This window comes from Bacillus sp. JJ664, assembly GCF_036962205.1.
GTDB lineage: Bacteria > Bacillota > Bacilli > Bacillales > Bacillaceae_G > Gottfriedia.
The window spans coordinates 5488-23327 of sequence record NZ_JBALMS010000067.1; the positions used below are offsets into that span (position 1 = coordinate 5488).

General features: G+C 34.7%; 17 protein-coding genes. 4 read left to right on the forward strand and 13 right to left on the reverse strand.

What is annotated here, in order from left to right; all coding sequences use genetic code 11:
* The 11 genes from V7056_RS12190 to V7056_RS12240 all read right to left on the reverse strand — a co-directional run.
* On the reverse strand, window positions 1–301 hold a 301-nt coding region (locus V7056_RS12190; protein ID WP_499702286.1), incomplete at its 3' end, for a hypothetical protein.
* 252 nt (window positions 302–553) lie between these two features.
* A complete protein-coding gene (locus tag V7056_RS12195; protein ID WP_499702288.1) occupies window positions 554–1804 on the reverse strand; it encodes an MDR family MFS transporter in 1251 nt (416 codons plus the stop codon).
* A gap of 279 nt (window positions 1805–2083) precedes the next feature.
* A complete protein-coding gene (locus tag V7056_RS12200; RefSeq protein WP_499702289.1) occupies window positions 2084–2569 on the reverse strand; it encodes a GNAT family N-acetyltransferase in 486 nt (161 codons plus the stop codon).
* 137 nt (window positions 2570–2706) lie between these two features.
* Window positions 2707–4038, reverse strand: coding sequence for a dihydrolipoamide acetyltransferase family protein (locus tag V7056_RS12205; protein ID WP_499702291.1), 1332 nt, complete (start codon window positions 4036–4038; stop codon window positions 2707–2709).
* Between the two features lie 31 nt (window positions 4039–4069).
* Entirely contained in the window at window positions 4070–5053 is a 984-nt protein-coding gene (locus V7056_RS12210; RefSeq protein WP_499702294.1) for an alpha-ketoacid dehydrogenase subunit beta, read from the reverse strand.
* Between the two features lie 16 nt (window positions 5054–5069).
* On the reverse strand, window positions 5070–6077 hold the full coding sequence (locus V7056_RS12215) for a thiamine pyrophosphate-dependent dehydrogenase E1 component subunit alpha (protein WP_499702296.1): 1008 nt from the start codon (window positions 6075–6077) through the stop codon (window positions 5070–5072).
* A 129-nt stretch (window positions 6078–6206) separates the two neighbouring features.
* Complete coding sequence (gene lpdA / locus V7056_RS12220; protein WP_499702298.1) at window positions 6207–7628, reverse strand: dihydrolipoyl dehydrogenase; 1422 nt, start codon at window positions 7626–7628, stop codon at window positions 6207–6209.
* A 13-nt stretch (window positions 7629–7641) separates the two neighbouring features.
* Window positions 7642–8742: a butyrate kinase gene (gene buk / locus V7056_RS12225; RefSeq protein WP_499702300.1), complete on the reverse strand. Its 1101-nt coding sequence runs from the start codon at window positions 8740–8742 to the stop codon at window positions 7642–7644.
* 142 nt (window positions 8743–8884) lie between these two features.
* Window positions 8885–9979 carry a branched-chain amino acid dehydrogenase gene (bcd, locus tag V7056_RS12230; RefSeq protein WP_499702302.1) on the reverse strand — a complete coding sequence of 365 codons (1095 nt, stop codon included), beginning with the start codon at window positions 9977–9979 and terminating at the stop codon, window positions 8885–8887.
* A 32-nt stretch (window positions 9980–10011) separates the two neighbouring features.
* Window positions 10012–10911 carry a phosphate butyryltransferase gene (gene yqiS / locus V7056_RS12235; protein WP_499702304.1) on the reverse strand — a complete coding sequence of 300 codons (900 nt, stop codon included), beginning with the start codon at window positions 10909–10911 and terminating at the stop codon, window positions 10012–10014.
* A 233-nt stretch (window positions 10912–11144) separates the two neighbouring features.
* Window positions 11145–13223 carry a sigma-54 interaction domain-containing protein gene (locus V7056_RS12240; RefSeq protein WP_499702306.1) on the reverse strand — a complete coding sequence of 693 codons (2079 nt, stop codon included), beginning with the start codon at window positions 13221–13223 and terminating at the stop codon, window positions 11145–11147.
* Between the two features lie 179 nt (window positions 13224–13402).
* Here V7056_RS12240 and V7056_RS12245 point away from each other — a divergent pair, with 179 nt between their 5' ends.
* Window positions 13403–13657: a DUF2627 family protein gene (locus V7056_RS12245; protein ID WP_192602525.1), complete on the forward strand. Its 255-nt coding sequence runs from the start codon at window positions 13403–13405 to the stop codon at window positions 13655–13657.
* Window positions 13658–13708: 51 nt separating this feature from the next.
* Here V7056_RS12245 and V7056_RS12250 read toward each other — a convergent pair whose 3' ends face one another.
* Window positions 13709–14437 (reverse strand): glycerophosphodiester phosphodiesterase, encoded by a 729-nt coding sequence (locus tag V7056_RS12250; protein WP_499702308.1) that lies wholly within the window; start codon window positions 14435–14437, stop codon window positions 13709–13711.
* A 79-nt stretch (window positions 14438–14516) separates the two neighbouring features.
* Between V7056_RS12250 and V7056_RS12255 the strand changes: the two genes are divergently transcribed.
* From V7056_RS12255 to V7056_RS12265, 3 genes are all read left to right on the forward strand, one after another.
* Entirely contained in the window at window positions 14517–14675 is a 159-nt protein-coding gene (locus V7056_RS12255; RefSeq protein WP_499702310.1) for a YycC family protein, read from the forward strand.
* Between the two features lie 164 nt (window positions 14676–14839).
* Window positions 14840–15640, forward strand: coding sequence for an undecaprenyl-diphosphate phosphatase (gene bacA, locus V7056_RS12260; protein WP_499702312.1), 801 nt, complete (start codon window positions 14840–14842; stop codon window positions 15638–15640).
* A 623-nt stretch (window positions 15641–16263) separates the two neighbouring features.
* Window positions 16264–16776, forward strand: coding sequence for a DUF3231 family protein (locus V7056_RS12265; protein WP_499702316.1), 513 nt, complete (start codon window positions 16264–16266; stop codon window positions 16774–16776).
* Between the two features lie 250 nt (window positions 16777–17026).
* Here V7056_RS12265 and spo0A read toward each other — a convergent pair whose 3' ends face one another.
* Complete coding sequence (gene spo0A / locus V7056_RS12270; RefSeq protein ID WP_087998992.1) at window positions 17027–17815, reverse strand: sporulation transcription factor Spo0A; 789 nt, start codon at window positions 17813–17815, stop codon at window positions 17027–17029.
* Window positions 17816–17840 lie beyond the last annotated feature (25 nt).

Here is a 17840-nt window from a genome sequence, read left to right on the forward strand (position 1 = left end):
GTAAAATATCAGATAATATTGCTAATGTATAACCAATTTCTTGTATCAAGCTTGCACCTTTTTGATGAAATTCCTTTGTAGAAACAAAAAATAGCCTTTCACTTTTTTCTTCTATTAATTGAACACTTTTCGTGTCATTTATGAAAGATAATATATTATTTTGATTCTCATAATATAGTGGCTTAATCGTGATTTGTGTATATAGTTCCTTAACATAACATTCTAAGTCCATTGGAATTGACTTGATCCAGTCAGAAGCAGTAGCTTGGAATAAATTTGAATTTAATAGGAGTTTGTCCACTTTAGTCCCTCCAGTACAGTGTTTATTACCATATGTATGAAGGTACTCACCAAAGCAGACTAGAAAGGATAAAAATGAAAAAAAAAACCGCTATTAATAGCGGTTACAGCCTGGTCACAAACACTCGCCTTCTTCCTTGTTCATTACCGTCTAGGTAACCCATCATTACGCTTTTACGGCACGAAGAAGAAACGTTATTACGTTTTCAAATCAGTTTCTCTATTCATTTAAACAAACTCTATCTAAAGCGATTTAAGAATTAACTGTTAATTTAGAACTACTTTGCATTTCGACTTTTTTTCTTTTTTGAAAAAGCCGGTTCACAAATAACATCATTGGGAAGCTAAAAAATGCAATTATACTAATTAAAATAAATGCATATCCACCTTTTCCATACCCAAAATAGGATAATAAACTTCCTCCTAGTGCTGGACCAAATACGAAACCAAACTTCGAAAAGCCCATTGCACCAAAGTAAGTTCCTTTTAATTCTTCTGGAGCAAGTTGATCTACAAATACATCAGTAAAGGTAAATGCAAATATTTCTCCGATTGTAAAAATAATCATAACAATTGCTAAAAAGTAAAAATTCGTAAATATGCCAAATCCAGCGACTGATAGACTGACAATAATATTCCCAATCATCATTGATACAGTTGGTGGGAAATTTTTCATTCGACTGACAATTGGAAACTGTAGTAAAACGACTGTTACAGCATTTATTGTTGTTAAGTAAGCATATAGCTTTATTCCTTCATGGAATTGTGGCGCATTTGCAAAGTATTGAGACATTGTAGAGAAACTTTGTGAATAGCCAAGTCCGTAAATACAAATAGTCAGTATAGTCAATGCAAAAACAACATCTTTACGTAAAATCGATAATGATTCTTTCATAGAGACCTTGTGTCCACTTGAAGTAGATTGATTTTCATCAATCTTGTATTTCGATAGCATATAGAATAATGTAATTCCATAGAAAAAATAAACAATACCTGATAAAACAAATGGTAAAGTGCTATGTGAGCTTCCAAGATACAACCCTACTAATGGCCCTACTGCTACACCAACATTGATCGCAGCATATCTCAAATTAAATACTAGAAGCTTTGATTTTTCATCTGTTAAATCAGAAAGTAAAGCTCTTGAAGATGGTTCAAAAAAAGATGAGCATATATTTAGAATCGAATTAAGGATAAAAAACCAACCAAAACTATCCCCTAATCCAAATCCTATCAAGGTCAGAGACCAAAGAAAAATACTAGTAAGTAGAATCTTCTTTCTTCCAATTCTATCTGAAAGTGATCCCCCTATGAAACTAAAAAACACGCCTAAAAATGCAGATACCGTTAACATAATCCCAACCATCGCTGGCGAAATATGCTTTTCAGAAGTTAAGTATATCGCCAAGAACGGCATACTCACTGTACTAGCAAAACGTACAAATAATGTTCCTATCACGATATTCCAAGCAACTGGATGTACCGCTGATAAATTTTTAAACATCTTATTCCCCCCTATTCCTAAGATGTCACATATTTTAAAATTATCTTACAAATGTTAAGTTTTATCAAGTTTTTTAGACTAATTAGTCATTTTTAAATATTGACTACTTATCATGACTTTCCAGCAACTCTTTGCTTTACTTACTCACGATTGAAATGAACGAAAAAGAAACCGAAAAATCGATAAGCCAATAAAAAATAGCAACCAATTAAATGTTAATTAGTTGCCACTATGTATGGTATTCTATTTATCGCACTTTGCCAAACAAGTTTAAGTCATTTATGATTTATTTTTTTCACTTAATTTCATATGTCTATACATATTGTCTTTAAAGATACCCATAAATCGATTTGAACTATTATCGATCACTTCAAATCCATATTTATTGTATAAAGTATGCGCATCCTTTGTCCCTAACATAAACACTCTCACTGTAGTTAGCTTCTCATATTTCATAATTTCTTCCATTAACCACTTTGATAGACCTAAGTTTCTATATGCTGGTAGTACAAATACATCCGCTAGATAGGCAAATGTTACGCCATCAGATATTACCCGAGCAAACCCGACTTGACGGGAATTGGTACTACTTGGCTCATCAGCATAAATACCAAAGCAAAAAGATCCATCTATAAATTTTTCAACAAATTCATATGGAATATCATTTGCCCAATATGAATCACGGTCTAGAAATTGATGAATAATATCTTTGTCTAAAAATTCTTTATTAGTCGATATGTAAAAGCCATTTTGCTCAGCAAGCATTGTATCACTCCTCTTAAAACCTTTTATTCAGAATAATATAATTATACAAATTATTCTATCATTTAGAATCAAAGAATGAATGATTATTGCCATATAAAAAAACCTTACTTCAATAATGAAGTAAGGTTTTTCATTTATTAATATACGCTTGTATTTTCTTTTGTCGTATTTTCTAGGATTTCTTTTACTCTTCCTAAGAATTTACCACAGATAAATCCATCAAGCACTCTGTGGTCAAGTGATAAGCATAAATTAACCATATCACGAACACCAATCATGCCATTTACAACGGCAGGACGTTTTACGATGCTTTCAATTTGAAGAATCGCTGCTTGTGGATAGTTAATAATACCAGCACTTTGTACACTTCCAAATGAACCAGTATTATTTACAGTAAACGTACCACCTTGCATTTCTTCAGATTTTAACTTACCTGTACGTACTTTTTGTGCAAGCTCAGTAATTTCACGAGCAATGCCTTTAATTGTCTTCTCATCAGCATTTTTAATAACTGGAACAAATAATGCATCATCTGTAGCTACTGCAATCGATAAGTTAATATCTTTCTTTTGAATGATTTTGTCTCCAGCCCACATTGAGTTAATTTGTGGATATTCTTTTAATGCTTGCGCAACTGCTTTTACGAAGAATGCAAAGAAAGTTAATGGGAAGCCTTCTTTTTGTTTAAATGAAGCCTTCAAGCTATTACGGTAATTCACTAAGTTTGTTACATCAACTTCAATCATCATCCAAGCATGTGGTGCCTCATGCTTACTACGAAGCATATTAGCAGCAATTGCTTTACGTACACCTGTAACAGGAATTTCGATATCTCCTACTGCAGAAGTAACTGGAACTGAAGGAGCAGCTGGTGTTTTTGCAACTTCAACAGAAGGAGCAGTCGCTTGTTGTGCTGGCTGTGAAACAACTTCAACTGAAACAGCTGGTGCAGTTGGAACTCCGTTTGCAATTGCATTTAAAACGTCTTTACGTGTTACACGCCCATTATTACCTGTACCAGGTATTAAAGATAAATCTAAATCGTTTTCTTGCGCTAAACGAAGAACTGCTGGAGAGAATCGAACTTTTCCAAACTCATCAGTTTTAGCAATTTCTCTAACCGGTGCTTTTTCAGGAGTTTGTGCTACTGGTGCAGCTACTGGTGCTGGAGCTGGTGCTTCAGCTGTTTTTACTTCTTCTACTGTTGTAGCAGCAACTTCACTTGTTGCCCCCTCAACTTCGATTGTACAAATGATTTCACCAACAGCTAGCGTTTCACCTTCACCAGCGATTAACTCCTTGATTACGCCAGTAAATGAAGAAGGTACTTCCGCATTTACTTTATCAGTCATTACTTCAGCTAATGGATCGTATTTATTCACACGATCTCCTACTTTTACTAACCAAGTACTAATCGTACCTTCTGTAACACTTTCACCTAATTGAGGCATTTTAATATTTTCAATCATAGGTCATGTCCCCCTTTTCAAAGCAGTGTGGTTAAAATGCTGCAAGCTCTCTTGCTGCTTTTTCAACTTTATCTGGATTTACCATAAAGAATTTTTCCATTGTAGGTGAATATGGCATTGCCGGTACATCTGGACCAGCAAGGCGAGCGATTGGCGCGTCTAAGTCAAATAAGCAATGCTCAGCAATGATCGCTGCAACTTCACTCATTATGCTTCCTTCTTTATTATCTTCAGTCACTAATAAAACTTTACCTGTTTTAGATGCAGCTTCGATAATTGATTCTTTATCTAATGGGTAAATTGTTCTTAAATCTAAAACGTGAACTGAAATGCCATCTTGTGCAAGTTTTTCAGCTGCTTGAAGTGCAAAATGTACACATAAACCGTAAGTAATGATTGTGATATCATCACCTTCACGTTTAACATCAGCTTTACCGATTGGTAAAACGTAATCAGTTTCAGGAACTTCACCTTTAATTAATCGATATGCACGTTTATGTTCAAAGAAGATAACTGGATCATTATCGCGAATTGCAGCTTTCAATAATCCTTTTACATCATAAGGAGTTGAAGGCATAACGATTTTTAATCCTGGCTGACCTGCAAATACTTTTTCAACTGATTGGGAATGATATAATGCACCGTGAACTCCACCACCATATGGTGCACGGATTGTGATTGGACAAGTCCAATCATTATTTGAACGATAACGAATTCTTGATGCTTCTGAAATAATTTGGTTGACTGCAGGCATAATGAAGTCAGCAAATTGCATTTCTGCAACTGGACGTAAGCCGTACATTGCAGCCCCAATACCAACACCCGCGATTGCAGATTCAGCAAGTGGTGTATCTAACACGCGCGCTTCACCAAATTGATCATAAAGTCCGTGAGTTGCTTTGAAAACTCCACCTTTTAAACCAACGTCTTCCCCTAATACGAACACTTTAGGATCGCGTTCCATTTCCTCTTTTAACGCTAATGTTACTGCATCTATATAAGAAATTACTGCCATATTGTCCTACCCCCTATTATTGTTCTTCGTAAACATACTTCAATGCGTGCTCTGCCGCAGCATATGGAGCGTTTTCTGCATAGTCTGTCGCTTCATCAACAATAGCTCTAATTTTTGAATCCATCTCATTTTCGATGTCTTCTGTCAGTACGCCAACTTCACGAAGATAAATAGCAAATGTATATAAACAATCTTTACTTTTTGCCTCTTCTACTTCTTCACGTGAACGGTAAATACGATCATCATCATCACTTGAGTGAGCAGTTAAACGATAAGAAACTGCTTCAATTAATGTTGGTCCTTCACCACGACGAGCACGGTCTGCTGCTTCTTTCGTAACGCGGTATACTTCTAAAGGATCGTTTCCATCTACAGTAAATCCAGGCATGCCGTAACCAATTGCACGATCAGAAACATTTTCACAAGCTAATTGTTTCTCGATAGGTACTGAAATTGCATATTTATTATTTTCACACATGAAAATGACTGGTAACTTATGTACACCAGCAAAGTTAGCTCCTTCATGGAAATCACCTTGGTTAGATGAACCTTCACCAAATGAAACCCAAGATACGATATCTTTACCTTCCATTTTTGCAGCTAATGAAACACCAACAGCATGTGGTACTTGAGTAGTAACTGGTGATGAACCTGTCACAATACGATTTTTCTTTTGTCCAAAATGTCCAGGCATTTGACGACCACCTGAGTTTGGATCTTCTGCTTTTGCGAATCCTGATAACATTAATTCTTTTGCAGTCATACCAAATTGTAAAACAACACCCATATCACGGTAATATGGAAGAACATAGTCCTTTGTATTATCTAAAGCATAAGCTGCTCCAACTTGAGCCGCCTCTTGGCCTTGACAAGAAATAACAAACGGAATTTTACCAGCACGATTTAATAACCACATACGCTCATCAATACGACGCGCTAATAGCATTGTTTCATACATGTTTAGCACATCATCATTTGATAAACCTAGTTGATCATGACGATTTGAAGCTGTAACCTTTTCCATAAACATCCCCCTAGCTTTGTTAGCTCCACGAATGGAAGCGATTGTAAAAATGTATTCATTGTATCCTATTCATCGTTTAAAAATGTGAAATGCAGAAGTTTTTTCTACATTTCACATTTGAAAGTTAAATTATGAGTGTATTGCTAAGCCTTCTACTGCAAGTGCAGCTTCACCAATTGCTTCTGATAAAGAAGGATGAGGGTGAATAGTATGTGAAATTTCCCAAGGTGTTGCATCTAATACTCTTGCTAAACCTGCTTCAGAAATCATATCTGTCACATGAGGTCCAATCATATGAACGCCCAATAGATCATTTGTATTTTCATCAACAACTAATTTAACAAATCCATCATGCTCACCGTAAACAAGCGCTTTACCGATTGCACGGAAAGAGAACTTACCAGTTTTAACTGCAAATCCTTGTTCCTTTGCTTCACGTTCAGTTAATCCAACTGAAGCTACTTCTGGATTACTATACACACACTTACTTACCATTGTAGGATCTAATTTGTGTGGAGTTTTGCCAAAAATGTGCTCAACTGCAATCGTTCCTTCTCTAGAAGCAACATGTGCAAGTTGTAATCCACCGATTACATCTCCAATAGCGTAAATATGAGATTCCTTTGTTTGATAGAAATCATTTGTTTGAATAAAACCGTTTTCGATTACGATGTCAGTATTCTCAATTCCAATACCTTCAACATTTGCTTGACGACCAACTGAAACTAACATTTTTTCAGCTGTAAATGACTTTTCATTATCCTTGTGTAATGCAGAAATCGTAACGCCATTATCAATTACTAATGATTCAGCTAATACTTTCGCATCAGTTACAAGTTTAATGCCTTTTTTCTTTAATAATCTCGTCATTTCTTTTGAAATCTCTTCGTCTTCTAGCGGTAAAACACGTGGGCTATATTCAATAACCGTTACGTCTACTCCAAAATCAGCTAACATAGATGCCCACTCAATACCAATTACGCCGCCACCAACTATGATAATTGACTTTGGTAATGATTCCATTTTTAATGCTTCATCAGATGACATGACAAATTCGCCATCAATTGTTAAACCCGGTAATGATCTTGGTCTTGATCCAGTTGCAATTAACACGTTTTTAGGAATCAACATTTCATTTTCACTACCATCATTCATTTCCACAGAAATTGTCCCTGGCATTGGTGAAAAGATTGAAGGTCCTAAAATACGGCCTAAACCACTATATACATCAATTTTCCCTTGCTTCATTAAGTGTTCAACACCTTTATGAAGTTGGTCAACTATATTATCTTTACGTTGTTGAACTTTACTAAAGTTTAAAGTGACTCCAGAAGTTTCTACTCCAAACTCTTCACTCTTTTTAGCAGTTGAATATACTTCTGCGCTACGTAATAATGCTTTACTTGGGATACAACCAGCGTGTAAGCAAGTTCCGCCTAATTTGTTTTTTTCTACAACTGCTACTTTTAAACCTAATTGAGAGGCGCGAATAGCTGCTACATAACCACCAGTACCGCCACCGAGTACGACTAAATCATATTCTGTTGCCATGATATTCTCCTCTTTATACGAAAGATTTTACTGCGAATTCCCCAGGATAAATTTTAGCTTCTTCTTCGTCACGTAGAACACGTAATGCGCCTTCGCAAAGTGCTTGAAGCTCGTTTTCACCTGGCAATACAATAACTCGTGCCATCCATTTAACACGTTTCGTGATTTCATTTACAATAAAATCACTATATGCGATTCCACCTGTTAAGATGATTGCATCAATATCACCTTCTAATACAGCTGCGGCACTGCCAATTTCTTTTGCAACTTGGTAAGCCATTGCTTCATATACTAATGCAGCTTTTTCATCACCTTGGTCAATCATGTTTTCAACTTTAATTGCATCTGCAGTACCAAGATAACTTACGAGTCCACCTTGACCTACGATCATTTTTTGTACTTCATTAATATAGTAATCGCCAGAGTAACAAATTTTTATTAAATCTCCAACTGGAACTGTTCCTGTTCTTTCTGGACTGAAAGGACCTTCACCATCTAACCCGTTATTTACATCGATTACTCGACCTTTTTTATGAGCTCCGACAGTTATACCGCCGCCCATGTGGGCTACAATCACATTTAATTCGTTATATGGTTGATTTAATTGTTTTGCTACTTTTCGTGCGACAGATTTTTGGTTTAAAGCATGGAAAATACTTCTACGATCCACCATTGCAAGCCCGCTGACTCTTGCGACTGGTTGTAATTCATCTACTACAACTGGATCTACGATAAACGAAGGAATATTTAAGCCTTGTGCAATTTCATTTGCGATAATGCCCCCTAAATTAGAAGCATGCTGGCCACTATAGCCTTTTCTTAAATCTTCAAGCATTACATCGTTTACAGAGTAAGTACCACCTTCGATTGGTCTTAATAATCCACCTCGACCACATACAGCACTTAATTTAGAAATGTTAATTCCTTCTTTGTGCAAAACTTCCAAAATAACATGTTTTCTAAATTCGTATTGATCAATGATTGATGAGTATTGATTTAACTCTTCATCTTCATGACGGATTGTTTGTTCAAAAATTGGTTTTTCATCATCGAATACACCAACCTTTGTCGATGTGCTGCCTGGGTTAATTACTAATATGCGATGCATTGCCAACACTCTACCTCCTAATATTTAAAGCAATATCGTAACTATATATTTGATTACCTTACCTTTATAGCTAGAAAGAAAGAGCAAAATACACTCTTTCTTTCTAGCTTAAAAATAAAGGACTACATTATTTATTGTAAATTTTAACTTATCTTCTGCTTAAGATGTGGTGTCCATTTTGTAAAAATTGGCTACGAGATTTTGCCATACGTGCAATACGCTCTTCAGCTAAACGGTCAGCAGCTAAATATGTTGGGATACCATCACGTTTTGAAATTTCAATAACTTTTGCAATGTTATCGTAAACACCTTCAACTTTTTTCATTGCGCGTTCGCGGTTGTAACCATATAATTCGTCCGCTACGTTAATTACGCCACCTGCGTTAATTACGTAATCTGGAGCATAAACAATACCTAATTCATGAATTAGATCACCATGTCGAGTTTCTTTTAATTGGTTATTAGCAGCACCTGCAATAACTTTCGCTTTTAATTGTGGAATTGTTTTATCATTAATTGTTGCTCCTAATGCACATGGCGCATAAATATCACATTGAACATTGTAGATATCGTCTGGATCTACAGCTGTAGCACCAAACTCCTCAACAGCGCGTTGAACTGACTCTTTATTGATATCAGTTACGATTAATTGAGCTCCTTCTTCATGTAGATATCTACATAAATTGAAAGCAACATTTCCTACACCCTGTACAGCAATTACTTTACCTTCTAGGCTATCAGTTCCAAAAGCTTCTTTTGCAGCAGCCTTCATACCACGGTAAACACCAAATGCAGTCACAGGTGAAGGATTACCTGAAGAGCCAAATGAAGGTGAAATACCTGTTACATAATTAGTTTCTTCATGAATTAAGTCCATGTCAGCAACTGTTGTACCAACATCTTCTGCAGTTATATAACGACCATTTAATCCTTGAATATAACGACCAAATGCTCTAAACATTTCTTCATTTTTATCTTTACGTGGGTCTCCGATAATAACAGTTTTACCACCACCAAGGTTTAAACCAGCAGCAGCATTTTTATATGTCATACCTTTAGCTAAACGTAGAGCGTCTTCAATAGCTGCTTCTTCTGATTCATAAGTCCACATTCTTGTTCCACCTAATGCTGGACCTAAAGTTGTATCATGTATAGCGATAATCGCTTTTAATCCTGATTCTTTATCTTGGCAAAAAACAACTTGTTCATAATCGTAAGTTTCTAAGTATTTGAAGATTTCCATGTACTAACAGCTCCCTTAATTTTGAGTAAGTTTTATGAATTACATATAGCTAAAGCTAATGAATATAATTTTGTCTTCGCAGAGTCAGAACGTGATGTTAACACAATCGGTGCCTTTGCTCCTGCGATTAACGCAGCCACTTCAGCATTTGCCATAAAGACTAACGATTTATATAAAATATTTCCCGTTTCGATTGTAGGTACTAATAAAATATCAGCTTGACCTGCTACTTCACCTGTTAAACCTTTATGTTGTGCTGCTTCAACCGAAATTGCATTATCAAGTGCTAACGGTCCGTCAACTACACAATTTTTAATTTGCCCTCTTGCGTTCATAACTGTTAATGATGCAGCGTCAATCGTAGCTTGCATTGCAGGATTTACAACTTCAACCGCAGCTAATACTGCAACTTTAGGGGTTTTTATTCCTACTTTTCTCGCTATATTAACACTATTCTCAATTATTTTTGCTTTTTGTTCTAATGTAGGTGCAATGTTCATGGCAGCATCTGTCACAATTACAGCTTTTTCTCTACCAGGTACTTCAAACATCGCAACATGTGATAGAACACCTTTATCTCTTAATCCATATTCTTTATTCAAAACTTCTTTTAGAAGTATTGATGTCGAAAGATTTCCTTTCATGACAATAGAAGCATTTTCTAATCTTACAGCTTCTACAGCAAGTTTTGCAGCTTGTTGCATTGAATCAGCATGAACAATTTTCAGTCGATTAGCATAGTCCTTATTCATTAAAAGATCTACATACATCTCATGAATAGCGTGTTCATTACCGAAAAGTAAAAAGTTTGCTAAGTCATTTTCTAAAGCTAATGTAACCGCTTCTTTCACTTCTAAATCTTCAGCGATCGCAACAGCTACAGTTTGTCTTGAATGACTTTTAGCTTGTAACATGATATCTGCTAAATTCATTGAAAGCCCTTCCTTTCATCCCCTACACTTAATATTAGCAATTAGCGTGCCAACTTTTATATAAAGGGAGAAATATTTAAAAAATAGTTGGAAAGTCTCATGAAAAGCCTTACATAATCAATATTCAAATAATTTGTTAGCACCAGGTACTAGGAAAAGCCACTAAATACATGATACACTATATTTGAAAAAAATAACAGATATTGTATGCAGAATAATTCATAGCACGCAAATTATTGCGTGCTATTTTTTGCATACTTATATTTATCGAGCTTATAATACAGATTTCTTACTGATATTCCTAACTCTTTAGCGGTTTTCGTTTTATTTCCATTATTTTTATTTAAAACCTGTTCTATCAATTCACCTTCAAAATTAATTACCATCTCATCAAGTGAGCCAATGTGATCATGATCTATTAACGGAACTTTCGGTTCAATTCCATTTTCTTGTTTCACCTGAGCAATGGAAGTAATATGTTCAGGTAACATTTGTTTCTCGTGTATTTTCATGAAAATAATTGCTCGTCCTAGTACATTTTCTAACTCTCTAACATTTCCCGGCCAATGATACGACTTTAATTTTTTAACAGCAGATGGTGAAATCTGATCTACATTTCGACCATAATCTTGATTTATTTTCGCCAATAATCTTTCACTAATTGGTAAAATGTCTTCCAATCTTTCTCTTAATGCTGGAATCGTAATAGGTAATTTATTTAAACGGTAATACAAATCCTCTCGAAACTTACCATCTCTAATCGCTTCTTCAAGATGTACGTTGGTTGCAGCGATGACACGTACATTAATAGGAATTGATTTCGTACCACCAACACGTCTGATTTCCTTCTCTTGTAGTACTCTCAATAGTTTGGCTTGCATAGCTGGTGATAATTCTCCAATTTCATCTAAGAAAATACTACCATTATTCGCTTCTTCAAAAAGACCTCTTTTGCCACCACGCTTTGCCCCTGAAAAAGCGCCTTCCTCATAGCCAAACAGTTCACTTTCCAATAAGGTTTCTGATATAGCTGCACAATTTACACGGACAAATTTATTATATTTTCGATCACTTTCATTATGAATCGCGTGCGCAAACAGTTCTTTCCCTGTTCCAGATTCACCTCTTAATAGCACAGTTGCAGGTGTACTAGCAGCTAACTTCGCTTGCATAATCGCTAATTGAATCCCTTCAGATTCTCCAGCTATATCTTCAAATGAATATTTTGCTTCTAAAGTTCTAATAATTTGACGAGCACGATGAAGTTCATTTGTTAATTGCGAGATTTCAGAAACATCATGAATAACACCAACGCTTCCTTTAAGTTGCCCATCAACGATTACTGGTGCAACATTTACCAAAACATCTCTATTTTGTTTACCAACTTTCATCCTTACACCACGTACCGCCTGTTTTGTTTTTAGCACTTTAACATGAACACTTTCACCTTCTGAAATATCAATCGTTGCATGTTGTCCGATTACTTGTTCACTCGTCAATCCAGTTAATCTGGTATAAGCAGGGTTAATGATCATCCCATTACCTAACTCATCCACTACTGAAATCGCTTCATCAGAACTTTGGATGACAGCCTCGAGCATGCTATATACTTCCTTTAAATTTGTAACTTCCTCTGCTAAGTTCAATACTTCCGTATCATCTTTAAATACTGCGATTGCTCCTTCAAGCTCTCCGTCATCACGAAAAATCGGAATTCTTGTTGTGAAAATCTTACTTCCATTAATTAATATATGTTCTTGGTTAATTTCTTTTTTCTTTGTTTGTAATACACGAGGTAATTTACTAGTCGGCACTACCTCAATAACGTCTCTTCCAATTGCATTTTCTTTATCTATTTGTAGAATATTTTCTGCAGATCGGTTAAAAAGTAATATCTTCCCCCATCGATCTACTACAATCATTCCATCATGAGTATTTTCAAGGATTAATTCTTGTTGTCTTTTCTTATTATTAATTAAATGAAACAAGGATTCTTTTTCTTGCACGAGATTTGCAATAATCTTCGCAACAGAGCCAGGAATCGCTAAAGTATGTTTTGCTTTATGTTTTAAAATTTCTTGATGTATTGATTCATCACCAGTTGTATCAAATACGACATCTATATCATTTTTTAAATGTTCTTTCCATTCTTTCAAAACAGGGATATGTAAACTATTAGCTAAATCGATACCTTTAGCTTCTTTAATAATATCTACTACTGCAACAATCTTAAATAAATCAGAATGCGAAAGTAGTTTTAAAACAGCCGTTCCACCAGTTCCCATCCCAATTATCATAACGTTTTGTTTCACATTCGTTCACCCACTAATTCCAACTAATTATGAAGCCATCATATCATTATATATACATACTTCCATTTGAGTCTATTTCTAAAGTCTTGACAACGCAATTCTAGTATACGATTATGAATAAAGAGAGAATTATACAACTTAATGATCATTTTTATTTTTAAACGGGGGCATCAAACAAAATGAGAGAATCCTTAACTAGAATGCTTGCATTTGTCGTTATACTTATACCCATATCTTTAGCAGTTATCGGAATTAAATTACTTCGAGATACATTGTTTTTAATTCATTCTTTCGGAATACCTTATCTACCACTTCAACTATTAATAGGATTAATATCTTTAGGTGCTGGGTTCTATTTAGTCGGAAGCTTCGTTCTATTTAGAGACCGTAAGCATGAAAAAGTTCAAGGAAGATTTTTAAAGAGAAAAGTTTAATTGTTTTAGACATAATAAAAGTGCTTACAAAAAAGTAAGCACTTTTTTATTTTAGATTTTTTCTCCTCTTAATTGAAATGCCAGTTCTGGGTAATCAGTAATGATTGCTGAACACTTCGCATCTATTAAACGTTTCATTATTTTTGCGTCATTTACTGTATACGGTCGAACAGCTACGTTATTTTTAAGAGTTTTTTCAATCAAATCATCTGTTATGATGCGATAATTTGGATGTATCGCTCTCGCTTTATAATCCTCAGCAATTTTCCATGGTTCTTTATTTCGTTTATTATATAGAACTGCAGTTTCAATATCCGGTGCCATTAAAGTAAACTTCAACATACTTTTATGATTGAATGAGGATAGCACAACTCTATTTTCCATTTCAAATGAACGAATTAAATTAATGACTCGTTCTTCTAAGCCATGATATTCTAATTTATCATTCTTTAATTCAACATTCACACTAAAGCTATTCCCTTGTGCCCATTCGAATACTTCTCTTAATGTGGGAATCGTGCAATTGTCGAATTGACCTTTAAATTTAAAACTAGCATCAAATTGTTTTAATTCCGATAAAGTATAGTCTTTTACATATCCTTTTCCATTTGTGGTTCGATTGATTGTTTCATCATGAATGACGACAATCTCTCCATCTTTTGACAGCTGGACATCTAATTCAATTCCATCTGCACCAAGTTTCTCACAAGCATGAAAAGATACCATCGTATTTTCTGGAAAAGTTCCCGCAGCTCCTCTATGTCCAATAATCGCGACCATCAAATACCCCCTGGATAAAATATGTACTTTCCTTCTTACCTTATTGTATACTAATTTTACGAAACAAAGGAGGGATAATATGCGTCCATTGCAAATTTCAGCAGAAACAGCAATCTTACTTTCAAAAAAATTAAATGTTCCTTTAGAACAAATTATGCATATGCCACAACACATATTAATGAAAAAGTTAATGGAATTAGACAAACAGGAACCTCAAACTGATGCAGAAGAAAAGTAATTTTTCAAAACCACAATTAGTGGTTTTTTTATTTTAATTCACAAATTAGTCAAAATGTAATGATAGATTAACCTTTTTTAACATTTTCTGACTTTCAATCACTTAAAAATTCAAGTAAAATGTAAAGTATTGTGAATAGACAAGATTTAATGGAGGTTCAAAACATGTTACCTGATTGGTTAATTGGATTCATCATGGGTTTAGTTGAAGGGTTAACGGAGTTTCTACCTGTTTCTTCAACTGGTCACATGATATTAGTTGCTGACTTGTTAAATTTTACTGGGACGAAAGCTACTGTATTTGAAGTAGTTGTTCAGCTTGGTTCAATATTAGCAGTTGTCGTTGTATTTTGGAAACGACTATGGTCAGTTCTTGGTGTGAAATCAGAAGGATATAGACAAACAAATTTAAATTTAGGTCATATTTTTATAGGAGCAATTCCAGCAGGTATCGTTGGTGTCATTTTCCACGACTTTATTAAAGACGTATTATTTTCACCTGAAACTGTAGTAATCGGTTTAGTAGCAGGTGGTATTTTATTAATTGTCGCTGAAAGAGTATCTAAACACCCTAGATCATCTGATTTGGATCATATCTCATATAAACAAGCTTTTATTATCGGATGCTTCCAAATGCTAGCGCTTTGGCCAGGCTTTTCACGTTCTGGTTCAACAATTGCCGGTGGATTATTATTTGGATTAGATCGAAAAACTTCAGCTGAATTCACATTTATCTTAGCAGTACCTATGATGATTGCAGCTAGTGGTTTAGATTTAATTAAAAATATGGATATTTTTAGTGCTTCAGATTTACCTTTATTTGCATCAGGCTTTATTACAGCGTTTATTGTTGCATTACTTGCGATTGTAACATTCTTAAAACTACTTGAAAAAGTAAAACTAACAGGCTTTGCTATTTACCGTTTTATCGTAGCAATTGCGTTTACAATCGTATTTATCTTCTAAAGACGAAAGGAACTTCACTTGGAAGTTCCTTTTTTTGTTTTATATATTATTGTAAATGGCTCTATGAACACTTGTTGATGCAAGTGCAGAACCTAGCCTTCTGACATGGAAAAAGGCTATTCGCACAACGTATACGAATAGCCTTTAATATATTTAAGTTAGTATTTTAAAAGTAAAATTGTTGTCTATTGGCGAAAGCCCTACCTCTCTTTCGCAATTCGGCTCCAGGGCCGTTCCATTAGGCAGCTTGTTTCACAACAATCTTCACTAACAGATACTACTACCTTTTTAGAACAGGTCGAAATAGCTAGCGCGTCATGGGTACGCCCAATTTTCTTCCAAATTCTCAAGTAATAACATCATATATTTTATTGTAACAGTGGCGCAGAGAATATTATAGCACAGTAAATTTTCAAAAGCAAATTCTTTTTTCAAAATTTAACGATGTCAAAATCCCTTCTCACTAAATACAATTAGCACCTGAAATTATTGCTGTAAGGTTAATAATCCTAAATTTATTTAATGAATATTTTACTTTTAAAATTACATAATAAACTTTGTACCTTGATCCCTGCATTAAGGAGATTTTTATGAATTTATTTTTGAAAGGAAGTAAAATGATTATGGGAATTTTAAGTGGAAATCCACAAGATGAGCCTTTACATTATGGTGAGGTATTTGCATTATGGACATCTATCTCAGTAGCAAAATTTAAATTAGATAGCTATCAAGTTTATATTAATCACACTGGTGATGGAGAGTTAAAAGAGTTTTTAAAACAAGTAATTGAAACTTCAATCAAACCATCAATTAAAGAACTAGAAGAAATATTATTACATAATGATATCGCAGTTCCTCCTACACCTGCAGAGCGACCTGAAGCAGATCTTGAACAAATTCCAGTAGGTGCAAGATTTCAAGATGCTCAAGTAGCTTATATGGTTGCTGCAGATATAGCTGGAACAGTTGTAGCATGTAGTCAAGGTGTTAGCCAATCAATTCGTGAAGATATTGGATTATTTTTTGCCCAAATGGGTGCAAAAAAAGCAAAAGACGGTGCAGCATTATTACAAATAATGAAAAATAAAGGCTGGTTAGTTCCTCCACCGCTTCACCATGAGACAAAACAACAATAGTATTTAATCCCCGATATGTTCATTCGGGGTTTTTTATTCGCAAATTATAGAGCCCAATAAATGTAAGATGAAAATAAAAACGTTGCCTTTAAAAGACAACGTTTTACTTTTTATAATTGCTATTGCGATAAATACCGATAATTTCTCGAAAAGTTAGTCGCTATAACGAATACATTCATCGGAAACACTGTCAAAAATTTATCGGAATTAACCGTCAAAATCTTTTTCATATTCCCTAATCATTAATATTTCAGCTAGCTTTATGCTCTAAACGTAATTTATCAGCAACCATTGCGATAAATTCTGAATTTGTTGGTTTTGCTTTTGACATCGAAATAGTGTAGCCAAACAATGTAGAAATACTATCGATATTTCCACGACTCCAAGCTACCTCAATTGCATGACGAATCGCGCGTTCTACACGGCTTGCAGTTGTATTAAACTTTTTAGCGATATCTGGGTATAAAACCTTCGTAATTGACCCTAATAGCTCAATATCATTGTAAACCATTGAGATCGCTTCACGTAAATACATATAGCCTTTAATATGTGCAGGTACGCCAATTTCATGAATAATACTTGTAATACTAGCATCTAAATTACGAGGCTTATTTTCATAATTTGATACTAAAGATGGTGAATTACGTTTCGTAATTGAACTACCTTTACCAACAACTTGACGAATATTACTAATTAAATGTTCCATATCAAATGGTTTTAAAATGAAATATGAAGCACCTAAATCAACAGCTTTCTTCGTAACATCCTCTTGTCCAAAAGCTGTAAGCATGATTACATTTGGAATTTTTTCAACTAAACCTGCACGAAGACGATCTAATACAGCCAATCCGTCTAAATGAGGCATAATAATATCTAAGACAAGTACATCTGGTTTCTTTTCCTTAACTAAAGGTAAGCAATCTTGTCCATTAAATGCTACACCAACCACTTCCATATCTGCTTGTGCGTTAATGTAATTTTCTAACATGATAACAAGCTCTTTATTGTCATCTACTAATAATACTTTTATTTTCTCCACAACCGTTCCTCCCTATATCTTCTAT